Origin of the sequence: Marinomonas algarum (assembly GCF_020532605.1) — a bacterium.
GTDB lineage: Bacteria > Pseudomonadota > Gammaproteobacteria > Pseudomonadales > Marinomonadaceae > Marinomonas > Marinomonas algarum.
The window spans coordinates 1-14619 of the sequence record NZ_JAJATW010000012.1 but is presented as its reverse complement, the minus strand read 5'-3'; the positions used below and the strand labels follow the sequence as shown (position 1 = coordinate 14619).

The window sequence follows — 14619 nt, the reverse complement described above, 5'->3', positions numbered from 1 at the left end:
TTCTTAATCTTTAGAAGTTATCTGTTGAGGTAAACAAACCAACACGCAAATCTTTTGCTGTGTAGATTTCACGACCATCAACTTTAACACTACCATCTGCAATACCCATCACTAATTTGCGTTCGATAACACGCTTTAATGTGATATGAAAGGTGACTTTTTTTGCAGTTGGAAGAATTTGTCCCGTGAATTTGACTTCGCCAGAACCCAGTGCGCGACCTCGACCTTTGTTGCCTTTCCAGCCTAGGAAAAAGCCGACGAGTTGCCACATCGCGTCTAGGCCTAAGCAGCCTGGCATAACCGGATCGCCAGGGAAATGGCATGCAAAGAACCACAGGTCTGGATTAATATCCAGTTCAGCGAAAATTTCGCCTTTACCAAATTCCCCGCCTTCAGCTGAGATGTGTGTAATGCGATCCATCATTAGCATATTGCCGACAGGAAGTTGGGCGTTACCTGCACCAAACATTTCACCGTGGCCGCATTTTAATAGTTCGTCTTTTTCAAAAGAGGAAGCTGTAGTCATTATAGTCCTATATCCACGTCCAGCCATTGACCTAAAAGTAGTCAGGCGGATTGGTGTGGTCCAGTTTTCAGTAAAAAAATCCAGCTGATTATAGCGGTTTGGAACTCCAATATGAATGTTTGAGCCTAAAAAAACCAATCTTGCTGCACGAAAAACAATCATTTCTTTGTGTTTCCTAACACAACAATCGAATTTAGCGGTTTTATAGAGGCTTTGGAAAGCGTTTGTTATGACATTTTTGATTTTATTTCATAGTCAGGTATTGTTGTAGATTATATCTAATCCGTTTTTAGGCAGAATGATGAGTTCTATTCGCGATCAAAATAACAATAAAGACAATCTCATTACGTGGCGCCATGCTTTTGAAGATAGGCATATTCAAGGGTATATGACACCTGTAGAGGCGGGCTCTCCTACCGTACACTTTTTGCATGGAAACGGTTTTGCCGTCAAAACATACTGTCGCTTTTTGTCTCAATTAAAAGGCTATAATTTGATCATGCAAGACGCGGCAGGGCACGGTGGCTCTTCAGCAGGTGAGAAGTTTGTCGGTTGGAATAAAACGGCTTTACGCTTTTCTCTTGCATTACAGGCGCAGAGAGCACAACTGTCTCAAGCAAAACTCATTGGTATGGGGCACAGTTTTGGTGGTTGTATGACACTGTTGATGAGTGAACAACAACCCGAGCTATTTGACCAGTTGGTGTTGCTAGACCCTGCTTTGTTCCCACCTCGACTTATTTGGATGATGCGAGGCGCAACCATGGCGGGTTTAAAAAGTCGCTTTCCTTTAGCAAGACAAGCAAGACGGCGACGGACGCAATGGAATCATATTGATGACGTGCGAAAGAGCTTTTTTGAGCGGGGTACGTTTAAAGGCTGGGAGCCAGAATGTCTAGAGGATTATATTAAAGCGTCGATTAAGCAAGAGGAGCAAGGTCAGTGTCAATTAACATGCCCTACTTGGATGGAAGAAGCGATTTTCTCCAGTTACCCCAAGGGGCTGTGGCATGCCGTTGCGAACTTGAAAGTCCCTACCGTTATTCTGCAGGGCAAGGAAACCTTTGATTACTTAAAAGAAGCGTACCAACTGGCGGTGAGCTTAAACCCCAATATTCGTGTGATAGAAGTGGAAGGTGGGCATTGCTTTATGCAACAGTACAGTGAAGCAACCGCGCAAAAAGTCTTGAGCCTTTTGTAGGCTGATTTTTATAGATCGCATAGACCCGTAACGCCGCACAAAACTAGTTGCGGCGTTTGACGGATGCGTTAGCTAAAGCAATAAGCGCTGTTTTGTAGGTAGAGTCAGGCAAGCATGCAATAGCCGTGATGGCTAGATCTGCTTGTTCTTGGGCTCTTTGTTGAGTGTACTCAATGGCACCACAACCTTGTACATCTTTAATAATGGTGTCTAGCTGTTCCAAGCCTCCAGTCAGAATAGCTTGTTTGACACGTTCAACCGCTTCGTCATCGCCATGTTGCATTGTGTAGATGAGAGGCAGAGTAGGCTTGCCTTCCGCTAGATCGTCACCGACACTTTTCCCCATTTCTTCAGCGGTACTGGTGTAATCCATCACATCATCGATAAGTTGAAACGCGGTTCCAACATACATACCAAAGTCTTGTAAGGCTTTTTGATGCTCAGGCGGTGCGCTGGCAATGACCGCACCACATAAGGCTGCACCTTCAAAGAGCTTCGCTGTTTTATACTGGATGACTTTTAAATAACTGTCTTCTGAGGTGTCAGGGTCGCCACAATTGATTAGCTGCTGAACTTCACCTTCTGCGATGACATTGGTTGTTTTTGCAAGAATGCTCATGCATTGCATGCTGCCAACATCGACCATGATTTGAAAGGCACGTGAGTATAAAAAATCACCAACAAGAACGCTGGGTGCATTGCCCCATTCTTCGTTCGCGGTTTTTTTGCCGCGGCGCATATCAGACTCATCAACAACGTCGTCATGAAGCAGGGTAGAGGTATGGATAAATTCGATAATCGTTGCCATCTGAATGGCTTGATGTTGTTGGGTGTCGTCTAAGGGTGTGCTTGCTTTGGCTGCCAGTAAAACAAGCAAGGGTCTAAGCCGTTTGCCGCCATTACTGATAATGTAGTAACCAATCTGTTCAATAAGGGGAATGTCACTGCTAAGTTGTGACATTATGTAATCGTTCACTTGACCAAATTCATTGGCCACAACATCGTGTATTTGTGTCGGTTGCATGGGGGTTCCGCGGCTAAAGATTCTCAAGCTAATGAGCAAGTTAGCTCCATGCTAGGTAAGGCTTGTGTCAGGGTCAACCCAAAATGCAAAAAATGTACTAAGCATTTGCAATTCACTTGTATTAAATGGTGCGATTTTGTACAATCTCGCGTCCGATTTGCCCACATTTTGCTCCCTATCATATGGTTAGTGATTTTAGTCCGATTCGGTCGAAGACTTATTGCCACTAGAAGTAGGTCAAATTCAATTTCAGTAGCCGGGCAAATCTAATTGGAGAAGAACATGTTTGCAGTGATCAAAACTGGCGGTAAGCAATACCGTGTAGAAGAAGGCCAAACCCTTAAAGTTGAAAAACTAGCGTTTGAAGAAGGCAGTGCGATTAATTTCGATGATGTTCTTCTTGTTAGCAATGGCGACGACGTTAAAGTTGGCGCACCTATCGTAGAAGGCGCGAAAGTAACAGCAGAAGTTGTTGCTCATGGCCGTGGAGACAAGGTGAAAATCTTGAAATTCCGTCGTCGTAAGCACTCTATGAAGCGTATGGGTCATCGTCAGTGGTTCACAGAAGTGAAAATTACTGGCATTAGCTAAGCCCTAACTAAATTAAATTTTAAGGAGTAAGTCATGGCTCATAAAAAGGCGGGTGGTAGTACTCGTAACGGTCGCGATTCCGAGTCGAAACGATTAGGTGTCAAACGTTTTGGTGGTCAAGTTGTGATCCCAGGTAACATCCTTGTTCGTCAGCGTGGTACTCAGTTCCACCCTGGTGTTGGTGTTCAAATTGGTAAAGATCACACTTTGTTTGCTGTTGCAGAAGGCCAAGTGAAGTTTGAAGTGAAAGGTAAGTTGAAGCGTCGTACAGTTTCTGTCGTTGCTGCGTAATTACTTGCTAAAAACTTAAAAAAAGCTCCGCGACGCGGGGCTTTTTTTTTGGAAGAATTCTATAATCAATGCATTGAAATTGATTAAACCACCTAAGAGGTGTTCCTGTGAAATTTGTTGATGAAGCCAGTATCTATGTAAGAGCGGGTAAAGGCGGAAATGGTGCGCTAAGTTTTTGGCGTGAGAAATTTGTTGCGAAAGGTGGCCCTGACGGCGGTGATGGCGGTAATGGCGGCAGTGTGGTGTTGGTGGCGGATGAAGCGCTTAATACCCTGATTGACTTTCGCTTTACGAAAAAGTACATCGCGGAAAGTGGTCAAGGTGGCCAAGGCCGTGATATGACGGGGTCAAAAGGCCCAGATTTAGAAATCAAGGTGCCTGTCGGAACAACAGTGATCGACGATGACACAGGGGAAACGCTAGGTGATCTTGTCCGAGACGGTCAAACACTCAAAGTGGCACAAGGCGGTCATCATGGTTTAGGCAACACCCGTTTCAAATCCAGTACAAACCGGGCTCCTCGTCAAACGACAAAAGGCACGGTTGGGGAAGAGCGTACATTAAAGCTTGAAATGAAAGTGTTGGCGGATGTAGGTTTGCTTGGTTTGCCGAATGCGGGTAAATCGACTTTTATTCGCTCTGTGTCGTCGGCAAAACCAAAGGTCGCTGATTATCCTTTCACAACGTTAGTACCAAACCTAGGTGTGGTTAAGGTTAAGAAGCATCAGAGTTTTGTTATTGCCGATATTCCTGGGATCATCGAAGGGGCATCAGAGGGGGCAGGACTAGGGATTCGCTTTTTGAAGCACTTGGTGCGCAACCGTATTTTATTGCACATTGTCGATTTAGCGCCATGGGATGAAATTACGCCGGCAGAAGCGGCCGTGATTGCGGTGAACGAGCTGCATCAGTTTAGTCCTGCTTTGGCGGAACGAGATCGTTGGTTAGTGTTGAATAAAACCGATATGGTGCCGGAAGAAGAATTGGAAGAGCGTTGTCAAAGCGTTATTGATGCGCTTGGTTGGGAAGGCAAAGCATACCGTATTTCCGCGATTTCAGGGGAAGGCACAGAAGTATTGTGTCTGGATCTGATGACAGCATTAGAAGAGCAGCGTGAACTGTTGGCAGAAAGCCCAGAAGCGCGAGAGAAAGAGAAAGCGGTTCGTGCTCTGATCGATGAAGAAGGTCGGAATCGTATCATGTCACTACGTGAAAAGCGCCGCTTAGCTGGCAAAGCGTTGGATGACGATGATTTTGACGAAGACGATTACGATGTGGAAGTGGAATACGTAAGTTAATCTAGCGAGTGGAAAAGCAGTAAATCATGGATATGCGAGAGAAAATAGCGCAAGCGCAACGCGTCGTGGTGAAGATTGGTAGTGCCTTATTAACAAACGATGGTCAAGGCTTGGATGTGGCTCGAATCGGGCTTTGGGTAGCGCAAATTGCTCAACTGCGTGCGCAAGGTAAAGAAGTGGTTCTGGTGTCCTCTGGCTCAATTGCGGCTGGCATGAAGCGTTTGGGCTTTTCCTCTCGTCCCACTCAGGTGAACGAATTGCAGGCCGCGGCAGCGGTTGGTCAGATGGAGTTAGTGGGAGTGTATGAGTCGCATTTTGAAAAACATAATTTATGCACCGCTCAAATCTTGCTAACACATGATGACCTATCTAATCGCCGACGTTATCTAAATGCACGTTCTTCGTTGCGTACTCTGCTTGGCTTTGGTGTTGTACCCATTGTGAATGAAAACGATACGGTTGTGACCGACGAAATTCGTTTTGGCGATAATGATACGCTTGGTGCCTTGGTGGCCAACTTGGTTGAAGCGGATGCGTTGATTATTTTGACCGATCAACTTGGATTATTTGATAAGAACCCTCGTGATTACCAAGATGCGCAGCTCATTTCGCATATTTCGGCTTCAGATGATCGTTTAGAGTCGATGGCAAGTGGTGGTGCGGGTGTGCTAGGCAGTGGCGGCATGTTAACAAAGGTGCGTGCAGCACGGCTGGCGGCGCGTTCTGGTGCTGATACTTTAATCGCCTCAGGGCGAGTGGAGGATGTGATTACTAGGGTGGCGTCTGGTGAGCTGTTAGGTACTTGGTTGCAACCAGAGCATTGTCGAGTGACTGCGCGCAAGCAGTGGCTTGCGGGGCACCTGAAAAGTCGAGGAGCACTGGTATTAGATGAAGGCGCTGTCAATGCATTGCGCGAAGAAGGGACCAGTCTTCTGTCTGTGGGTGTTAAAGATGCTCAAGGTTCATTTTCACGCGGTGATATGGTGATTTGTGTCGACACGAAAGGTGTGTTGGTGGCACGAGGTCTTGTCAATTACAGTGTTGCTGAAACATTGAAGTTGTTAGGTCAGCCTTCGTCGAGCATTGGTGACATTCTAGGTTATCAAGGCGAGTCTGAGCTTATTCATCGTGATGATTTGGTTATTCTTTAGTGTATTTAGGCGCAAACAGAAGAGGCAGTAATGGCAAAACCAGGTAAATCAGGCTTAGAGCGCATCTTAGACGCCAGTAAATATTCTTATCAAGGTTTGCGTGCTCAATGGCGTCATGAGGCCGCGTTCCGACAAGAAACGTTTTTGTTTCTTATTGCTTTGCCGTTGGCCATTTGGTTGGGCGATACAGGGCTAGAGCAGGCTGTGCTGATTTTTTCTGTTGGTATGGTGTTGGTGGTAGAAACACTTAACTCAAGTGTTGAAGCTGTCGTGGATCGCATTAGTAATGAGCATCATGAACTGTCTGGTCGCGCAAAAGATCTAGGTTCTGCTGCCGTGATGTTGACGCTTTTCTTGGCGGGCGTTGTTTGGTTGCTTATTTTATTTGCCGATTAGCGTCAGTGTTTTGGCTTTGATGTGTTTGCATAAATAAAAAGACATAAAAAAACCGGCTAAGCCGGTTTTTTATAGGTATTAAGCCAGTGCTTTGATTTTAGCACTCAAGCGGCTCTTATGGCGAGCTGCTTTGTTTTTGTGATATAGGCCTTTGTCAGCGGCTTTGTCTAGCTTAGAAGTTGCTAGAACGTAAGCTGCTTGTGCGTCAGCTTGATTGCCTGCTTCGATAGCCGCATCTACTTTTTTCAAGTATGTGCGAACCATTGAACGAAGGCTACCATTGTGAGCGCGGCTTTTGATTGCTTGGCGCGCGCGTTTTTTTGAACCGGCGGAATTTGCCACGGTCTGGCTCCTTTAATTTTTAAATACGAAATGGCCTAGCAATTTGCTACGCCATGAAATTATTGTCAAGTTTTAACTTTGAAATCTCGCGGCGGATTTTACCAGTTTTTAGCGCGGTCACAACCCTATTATACAAATATTAATCAAATGAGCGGATATATTTGACTGCGCTCAAAGTGAAGCCGGTGTTATTCTTAGGGTGTTTTGTCCGCTCTTTATATTGTCTGTCTTGTCTTTTAAATAGAAAACGGTATGTCTGAAAAAAAAGTGAGCTTGAATAAACCACGTAAGTCTTTGCCTTTATTGCGTTCTGGTGTCTTAGTATCAGTGTGTACTTTCCTGTCGCGTATCCTTGGGTTGGTGCGTGATGCGGCGTTGGCCTATGTGTTAGGTGCCAGTGGAAGTGCCGACGCATTTTATGTGGCGTTTAAAATCCCTAACTTCTTCCGAAGGTTATTTGCTGAGGGAGCGTTCGCTCAAGCGTTTGTTCCCGTTTTAAGTGATTATCGCGTCAAAGAAGGACCGAGCGAGGTGAGGGCGCTGATTTCTGCCGTAAGTGGTTCACTGGCATTGGTTCTATTGTGTGTGACCATATTGTTTATGCTGTGTGCGCCTTGGGTTGTTTATGTGTTCGCGCCAGGTTTTGCTGGAAATGTGGAGCAGACAGTTTTAGCAGCGGATTTGTTGGTCATTACCTTTCCCTATTTGATGTTTATTTCTTTAACCGCATTGGCTGGCGGCATACTCAATGCGCACGGGGAATACGCTGTGCCAGCTATTACGCCTATTTTCCTTAATTTGTCTCTCATTGTAGCGACCTTGTTTTTCGCGCAATCTGCTGCGCAATCAGAAATCGCGGTGGCTTGGGGGGTGTTTGCTGCAGGCTTGATCCAGTTGTTGTTTCAGGTGCCTTTTCTGGCAAGATTGAAGTTGTTGCCGATGCCCAGTTTAAATTTCTCACACCCAGGCGTAAGGCGTATTCTGATATTGATGGGGCCGGCTTTATTCGGTGTCTCAGTCAGTCAAATTAACTTGTTGTTGGATACCGTGCTAGCGTCATTTTTGCAAACGGGCAGTATTACTTGGTTGTATTTATCCGATCGCCTTTATGAATTGCCGTTAGGTATTTTCGCGATTGCAATCAGTACGGTTATTTTGCCGTCCTTATCGCGAAGTTTTTCAGGCGGTGATGCGAGTCAGTTTTCAGGCACCTTAGATTGGGCGCTACGTCTTTTATTGCTCATTGCTATTCCTTCATCATTGGCTTTGTTTATGTTGGCAGAACCTTTAATCGCAACGATCTTTTATCGTGGAGCGCTGACGGTGAATGATGTGACCATGGCGGCGCAAAGTTTACAGGCGTATTCGTTAGGGTTGGTGTTTATGATGCTGATTAAAGTGCTTGCACCTGGGTATTACGCAAGGCAAGACGTTAAAACGCCCGTGCGTATTGGGATCATCGCGATGGTGTCTAATATGGTCTTTAATCTAATTCTAGTATGGCCGTTTGGTCATGTAGGTTTAGCGTTAGCGACCAGTTTGTCTGCCGCGTTAAATGCGTACTTGCTATGGCGAGGTCTTCATCAGCAATCTTTTCATGTGTTTTCAGTTCATTGGCGGCGCTTGTTGCGTATTTTGTTAAGTGCAACCTTTGCTTTAGGGGCAACACTTTATGTTTTTTCACAGCAAGGTTGGCAGTGGGTCCAGATGAGTGATTGGGAAAGAGTGGGTTATACGTTTATGATCGTAGTGGCGGGTGTTGTTGTATATGGTGTGACGGCGATCGTCGCTGGGTTACGACCTGCAAGTCTAAAGCACTCTGTCTAGTGGTCAGTGGATCTTATGACAATGCGAGCGTGAGAGCGTCCTTGTTCAAGTTCTGGCCTACCTTAAGGTCGTTAACTGCTATATAATCGCGGGTATTTTTTCAATACTCAGCTTAATGTTTTTGTACGGGGTGATATGGAGTTAATTCGCGGTATTCATAATATCCGTTCAAGGCATCAAAAATGTGTGCTAACGATAGGCAACTTTGACGGCGTTCACTTAGGCCACAGTGCTATTTTGGCTCGTGTAAAGACGTTGGCAAAGCAATACAATGCGCCAGCCGCGATCATGATCTTTGAACCACAGCCAAGAGAGTTTTTTGCACCGGATACTGCGCCAGGGCGAATAGGGCGTCTACGGGATAAAGTGGCTTTGCTGCAGGGGCAGGGCATTGATTATGTACTGTGCATGCCTTTTAACCCTAAGTTGCAACAGCTTAATGCTCAGGCGTTCTGCCAAAAAATCCTACTAGATGGCTTGTCTATTAAGCATTTAGTTGTAGGGGATGATTTTCGTTTTGGCTGCGATCGACAAGGTGATTTTGATTATCTACAAGTGTTTGGCCGACAACATGACTTCGCGGTTGAAAACACCCCGTCTGTCTTAAATGTCAATAATGAACGCGTCAGTAGTACCGTGATACGTCAGGCTTTAGAACGAGGTGACGTTGTTTCTGCAAAAATGAACATGGGGCATTCGGTAACCTTAAGTGGTCGAATTATTCATGGCCAGAAATTGGGTCGAAAACTAGGGTTCCCAACGGCAAACATTAACCTAAAAGGTGTTCGATCGGCTTTGTCAGGTGTGTATGCTGTCACGTTGGATGTCGATGGTGAGAGCCATGATGGTGTTGCCAATATTGGTGTTCGTCCAACAGTGAATGGAAAAACAGCCCTATTAGAAGTGCATTTACTGGATTTTAAGGGTGACTTGTATGACAAGTATGCTCGAGTAACTTTCTGTCAATTTATTAGGGCAGAGCGAAAAATGGCCGGCTTAAGTGAGCTGGAAAAACAAATTCAATGTGATAAAGAAGAAGCAATACGTTTCTTTGCTAATCAGTGAAAAGATGATCTTTGAGGATAAATCGATAAACCATGAGTGATTACAAACCGACACTGAATTTGCCAGATACGACCTTCCCAATGCGTGGAGATTTGGCAAAACGTGAGCCTGCAATGTTGAAGCGTTGGCAGGATATGGATCTTTACCAAAAAGTGCGCGAAGTCAGTAAAGGGCGTCCGTCTTTTGTGCTCCATGATGGCCCTCCATACGCAAATGGTAGTATCCATATTGGTCATGCGGTTAACAAAATCCTCAAAGATATTATTGTTAAGTCCAAAACCGTGAGTGGTTTTGATGCGCCTTATATTCCAGGTTGGGATTGCCACGGCTTGCCGATCGAGCACAAAGTTGAACAGCTTATTGGTAAGGCCGGTGCAAAAGTTTCTTATAAAGAGTTTCGCGCGAAATGCCGTGAATATGCTTACACGCAAATAGAAGAGCAAAAGAAAGATTTTATCCGCTTGGGTGTAATGGGTGATTGGGAAAATCCTTATCTAACCATGAACTTCCAAACGGAAGCTAATATTGTTCGTGCACTGGGTAAAATCGCTGAGAACGGACACTTGGTAAAAGGCTTCAAGCCAGTTTACTGGAGTGTGGTCGGCGGTTCTGCTTTAGCGGAAGCAGAAGTGGAATACCAAGATAAAACGTCCTTGTCTCTCGATGTGCGTTATATGCCTCAAGACGAAGCGGCGCTATTAGCGAAATTTGCGGATGTGGTTGGTGAAGGCAAAGTGTCTGTGGTTATTTGGACAACCACGCCTTGGACGCTTCCTGCAAGCCAAGCTGTATCTGTACATCCTGAATTTAATTATGCGCTTGTTGAAGTGGATATGGGCTTAGGCAAAGAGCGCTTGATCGTTGCTGAAGATATGGTTGAAGGTTTGATGGCGCGTTACGGCGTAACTGACTTTGCTGTTGTTGGCCACACGGTGGGTGCTGAGTTGAAAGGTACTGTGTTGAACCACCCTTTCTTAGAGCGGGACATCCCTATCATTCTTGGTGAGCATGTCACCACCGAAGCGGGTACGGGTTGTGTACACACAGCGCCAGACCATGGGGTGGATGACTTCAACGTTGGTCGTGAAAATGGTATCGGTACGATTAACCTAGTGCAGGACAACGGTGTGTACTCCGAAGCGGCAGGTGAATTCGCTGGTTTGCATGTTTATAAAGTCGATGGTGCGGTGTTAGAGGCGCTGAACCGTAATCATGCTTTAGTACTTGAAACAAAGATTTTCCACAGTTATCCACATTGCTGGCGTACCAAAACGCCATTGATTTTCCGTGCCACGCCTCAGTGGTTTATCAGCATGACCAAAGAAGGTTTGTTGGATGCGGCTAAACACGCCGTGGAAGGCGTGAAATGGGTGCCAAGCTGGGGCCAAAATCGCATGGAAGGGATGTTGAATAACAGTCCTGATTGGTGTGTATCTCGTCAGCGTACTTGGGGTGTGCCGATTGCTTTGTTTATTAACAAAGAAACTCAAGAATTACATCCAGAAACACCCCATCTTATTGAGGAAGTGGCAAAACGTATCGAGAAAGAAGGCATTGATGCTTGGTTCGAAATGGATGCAGCAGAGTTGCTTGGAGAAGACGCGGATAAGTACAGCAAGGTCACCGATACGCTCGATGTATGGTTTGATTCTGGCGTAACGCATTATTCTGTTATTGATCAACGTGACGAATTACGTTTCCCAGCGGATTTGTACTTGGAAGGCTCCGATCAACATCGTGGTTGGTTCCAGTCTTCGTTGAAAACGTCTATAGCAATCCGCGGTGTACCGCCTTATAAGCAAGTACTGACTCACGGTTTTACCGTAGATGGTGATGGTCGTAAAATGTCCAAATCACTGGGCAATGTTTTATCACCTCAAAAAGTAATGGATACCTTGGGTGCCGATATTATTCGCTTGTGGGTTGCAGCGACGGACTACACGACGGAAATGACGGTATCTGATGAAATTTTAAAACGCGTTGCTGATTCATATCGACGTATTCGTAACACAGCGCGCTTTATGATGGCGAATTTGAATGGTTTTAATCCAGCCACTGACATGGTGCCATCGAGTGATATGATCGCCCTAGATTGTTGGATTGTAGATCGTGCAGCATTGTTACAAAAAGAATTGAATACTGCTTACAATGAATATCAATTTCATACGGTAAACCAGAAAATCCAGAATTTCTGTTCTGTAGATTTGGGTGGTTTTTACCTTGATGTCATCAAAGACCGTCAATATACAACGCAAGAAAACAGCTTGGCGCGTCGTTCTGCTCAAACGGCTCTTTATCATGTGATGGAAGCCTTCTCTCGTTGGATTGCTCCTATTTTGAGTTTTACGGCAGACGAAATTTGGCAAACCTTGCCTGGTAAGCGTAGTGAATCCATCTTTTTGGAGACTTGGTACCAAGGGCTTGAAGAGCTAAAAGGCGATGAATTGATGGGGCGTGAATTTTGGAAGAAAATTTTAGAATCCAAAGTAGCCATTAACAAAGTATTAGAAGCAGCACGCAGTGAAGGCAAAATGAAGGCCAGTCTGAGTGCTGAGATTACTCTGTATTGTGATGACTCTTTGCAAGCGACGTTAAACCAGTTGGGTGAAGAGTTGCGTTTTGTATTAATTGCGTCTGAAGTGAAAGTGCTACCACTTTCTGCCGCCACGGGAGAAGCTGTGGCGACAGACTTAGAGGGTTTAAAAGTACACGTTGAGCTGAGTAAGAACACAAAATGTGTACGTTGCTGGCATCACCGAGAGGAAGTGGGGCATCGTGAAGCACACCCTGAGTTGTGTGATCGCTGTATTTCTAATTTGCCTAATGGGGAAGGTGAAAAGCGCCTTTACGCCTAATGACGGTGTCGACTGTTTGGAGAAGAGTTCAGCGCTGGTGGCTGCTGGCACTCGTGTTATTTGTTGTTGACTGGGTTAGTAAGCAGGCTGTTGAAGCCAACTTATACTATGGCCAAGAGATTACGGTTTTACCGTTTTTTGACCTTACCCTGAGATACAACACAGGGGCTGCCTTTAGTTTTCTTGCGCAAGCGGGTGGTTGGCAACGTTGGTTTTTCTCTGTCATCGCCCTAGCTGTCGTAATAGGAATAAGTTGGCGGCTGGTGAAAATAGCAAATACGAACCGATTGGAGTCACTTGCCTTGACCTTTATTTTGGGCGGGGCAATTGGCAATCTTTATGATCGGTTAGTGTACGGTCATGTGGTTGACTTTATCCAAGTTCATTGGCAGCAGTCTTGGTATTTCCCAGCGTTTAACGTTGCTGATAGTGCCATCACAATCGGAGTTGTTCTGATGTTAATCGAAGGTTTTGTGACGAAAAAGCAAGAGGATGCAAAAAAATGAGTGTAGTTACGGCAGAAAGTCGAGTCACGTTGCATTTTGAGTTGTCACTTGAAGACGGCCAAATTGTAGATTCTAATTTTTCTAAAACACCCGCGAGCTTTATGTTTGGTGATGGTAGTTTGTTGCCTGCTTTTGAGAAGGCGTTGTTAGGTATGTCAGTGGGTCAAGAGGCATCATTTACTATGGCGCCCGAGGATTCGTTTGGTGTCCATAATGAGAGTAATATCCAACGAATTTCGCGTACTCAATTCTCGATGGATCTTGAGGAAGGCATGGTGGTTTCATTTGCGGATGTCAGTAAAAACGAGCTACCAGGCGTTATTGCAGAGATTGGTGAGAAAGAGGTGTTGGTGGACTTCAATCATCCTCTTGCCGGACGATCATTGACATTCCGCGTACAAATCATTTCGATTGAGGATGCAGCATGAGCTTTGCTATTCAGCTCGCGAATCCACGAGGTTTTTGTGCTGGTGTAGATCGTGCTATTGAGATCGTCAATCGGTGTCTAGATTTGTTTGAAGCGCCTATCTATGTACGTCATGAGGTAGTCCATAATAAATTTGTCGTTGAGTCTCTTAAGTCTCGTGGTGCTGTGTTTGTTGATGAGCTAGATCAAGTGCCAGATGATAATATTGTTATCTTTAGTGCTCATGGTGTTTCTAAGGCAGTGCGTGACGAAGCGACAGATCGTGGTTTAAAAGTATTCGACGCAACTTGCCCTTTGGTCACCAAGGTGCATTTAGAAGTTGTTCGTTATTCTCGAGACGGAATGGAGTGTGTTCTGATTGGTCACGATGGCCATCCGGAAGTAGAAGGTACAATGGGGCAATATGATAATCGTCAGGGAGGGGCTATTTATTTGGTTGAGCACCCTGACGATGTTGTCAGTCTTCCAGTAAAGAATCCAGAGCGTCTGGCGTTTGTGACCCAAACGACCTTGTCTATGGATGACACTTCAGTCGTTATTGATGCATTAAAAGCACATTTCCCTAAGATTACCGGTCCTAAAAAGGACGATATTTGTTATGCGACACAGAACCGACAAGATGCGGTAAAAACTCTAGCGGTAGAGTCGCAGCTTGTGTTGGTTGTTGGCTCGGTAAATAGCTCTAATTCCAACAGATTAAGAGAGTTGGCCGAGCGTATGGGGGCTGTTGCTCATTTAATTGATAGTGCTGCTGAGATCAATCCTGCTTGGTTAGACGGTGTTAGTAGTGTGGGCGTGACAGCGGGCGCATCAGCGCCTGAAGTGTTGGTTAATGAAGTCATTGATCGCCTTGTAAGTGAAGGGGGGCTCGCCCCTAAAGAGTTACAGGGTAGAGAAGAGAATGTCTCTTTTTCTATGCCGAAAGAGCTGCGTATCGTCCAGTTATAAAGTCGTCTATGCGCTCTTCTCTATTGATTTTAAATTAATTTCAATTTTCTTCAAAAAAGGGTTGCACAAAATCTGTAGATCCTTAATATACGCCCTCGCTGACACGGACAGGGCTTCAAGCCTTAGCTTACTAAACTAAGTTAAGAAGATGAGTCGCTTAAGTGAATTGGC

At 45.3% G+C, this 14619-nt stretch carries 15 protein-coding genes; 12 read left to right on the top strand and 3 right to left on the bottom strand.

Annotated features, from left to right (window positions below):
- Positions 1-10 precede the first annotated feature (10 nt).
- Entirely contained in the window at positions 11-526 is a 516-nt protein-coding gene (gene fabA / locus LG368_RS09115) for a 3-hydroxyacyl-[acyl-carrier-protein] dehydratase FabA (protein ID WP_226754428.1), read from the bottom strand.
- A gap of 298 nt (positions 527-824) precedes the next feature.
- On the opposite strand from fabA, the gene LG368_RS09110 reads away from it, so the two are divergent.
- Positions 825-1727 carry an alpha/beta fold hydrolase gene (locus LG368_RS09110; RefSeq protein ID WP_226754427.1) on the top strand — a complete coding sequence of 301 codons (903 nt, stop codon included), beginning with the start codon at positions 825-827 and terminating at the stop codon, positions 1725-1727.
- Positions 1728-1770: 43 nt separating this feature from the next.
- Here LG368_RS09110 and ispB read toward each other — a convergent pair whose 3' ends face one another.
- Positions 1771-2751 (bottom strand): octaprenyl diphosphate synthase, encoded by a 981-nt coding sequence (gene ispB / locus LG368_RS09105; RefSeq protein ID WP_226754426.1) that lies wholly within the window; start codon positions 2749-2751, stop codon positions 1771-1773.
- A 282-nt stretch (positions 2752-3033) separates the two neighbouring features.
- Here ispB and rplU point away from each other — a divergent pair, with 282 nt between their 5' ends.
- From rplU to LG368_RS09080, 5 genes are all read left to right on the top strand, one after another.
- Complete coding sequence (gene rplU, locus LG368_RS09100) at positions 3034-3342, top strand: 50S ribosomal protein L21 (RefSeq protein WP_211537614.1); 309 nt, start codon at positions 3034-3036, stop codon at positions 3340-3342.
- 33 nt (positions 3343-3375) lie between these two features.
- Positions 3376-3633, top strand: coding sequence for a 50S ribosomal protein L27 (gene rpmA, locus LG368_RS09095; RefSeq protein ID WP_111608656.1), 258 nt, complete (start codon positions 3376-3378; stop codon positions 3631-3633).
- Positions 3634-3740: 107 nt separating this feature from the next.
- Positions 3741-4931, top strand: coding sequence for an Obg family GTPase CgtA (gene cgtA / locus LG368_RS09090; protein WP_226754425.1), 1191 nt, complete (start codon positions 3741-3743; stop codon positions 4929-4931).
- A 26-nt stretch (positions 4932-4957) separates the two neighbouring features.
- A complete protein-coding gene (proB, locus tag LG368_RS09085; protein ID WP_226754424.1) occupies positions 4958-6082 on the top strand; it encodes a glutamate 5-kinase in 1125 nt (374 codons plus the stop codon).
- Between the two features lie 30 nt (positions 6083-6112).
- Positions 6113-6478, top strand: a complete 366-nt coding sequence (locus LG368_RS09080) for a diacylglycerol kinase (protein ID WP_226754423.1) — start codon at positions 6113-6115, stop codon at positions 6476-6478.
- Between the two features lie 78 nt (positions 6479-6556).
- Here LG368_RS09080 and rpsT read toward each other — a convergent pair whose 3' ends face one another.
- Entirely contained in the window at positions 6557-6820 is a 264-nt protein-coding gene (rpsT, locus tag LG368_RS09075; protein WP_111608659.1) for a 30S ribosomal protein S20, read from the bottom strand.
- A gap of 252 nt (positions 6821-7072) precedes the next feature.
- Between rpsT and murJ the strand changes: the two genes are divergently transcribed.
- The 6 genes from murJ (at position 7073) to ispH (ending at position 14448) form a co-directional block, all read left to right on the top strand.
- The gene (gene murJ / locus LG368_RS09070; protein WP_226754422.1) at positions 7073-8647 is read left to right on the top strand and encodes a murein biosynthesis integral membrane protein MurJ; all 1575 of its coding nucleotides are present in this window, start codon (positions 7073-7075) and stop codon (positions 8645-8647) included.
- 135 nt (positions 8648-8782) lie between these two features.
- Positions 8783-9712, top strand: a complete 930-nt coding sequence (gene ribF, locus LG368_RS09065) for a bifunctional riboflavin kinase/FAD synthetase (protein WP_226754421.1) — start codon at positions 8783-8785, stop codon at positions 9710-9712.
- A 32-nt stretch (positions 9713-9744) separates the two neighbouring features.
- Positions 9745-12567, top strand: a complete 2823-nt coding sequence (gene ileS, locus LG368_RS09060; protein ID WP_226754420.1) for an isoleucine--tRNA ligase — start codon at positions 9745-9747, stop codon at positions 12565-12567.
- Positions 12567-13073 (top strand): signal peptidase II, encoded by a 507-nt coding sequence (lspA, locus tag LG368_RS09055; RefSeq protein WP_226754419.1) that lies wholly within the window; start codon positions 12567-12569, stop codon positions 13071-13073. The genes ileS and lspA overlap by 1 nt, the downstream gene beginning before the upstream one ends.
- Complete coding sequence (locus LG368_RS09050) at positions 13070-13501, top strand: FKBP-type peptidyl-prolyl cis-trans isomerase (RefSeq protein WP_226754418.1); 432 nt, start codon at positions 13070-13072, stop codon at positions 13499-13501. Before lspA ends, LG368_RS09050 begins: the two co-directional genes overlap by 4 nt.
- A complete protein-coding gene (gene ispH / locus LG368_RS09045) occupies positions 13498-14448 on the top strand; it encodes a 4-hydroxy-3-methylbut-2-enyl diphosphate reductase (RefSeq protein WP_226754417.1) in 951 nt (316 codons plus the stop codon). The genes LG368_RS09050 and ispH overlap by 4 nt, the downstream gene beginning before the upstream one ends.
- The last annotated feature ends 171 nt before the right edge of the window (positions 14449-14619 follow it).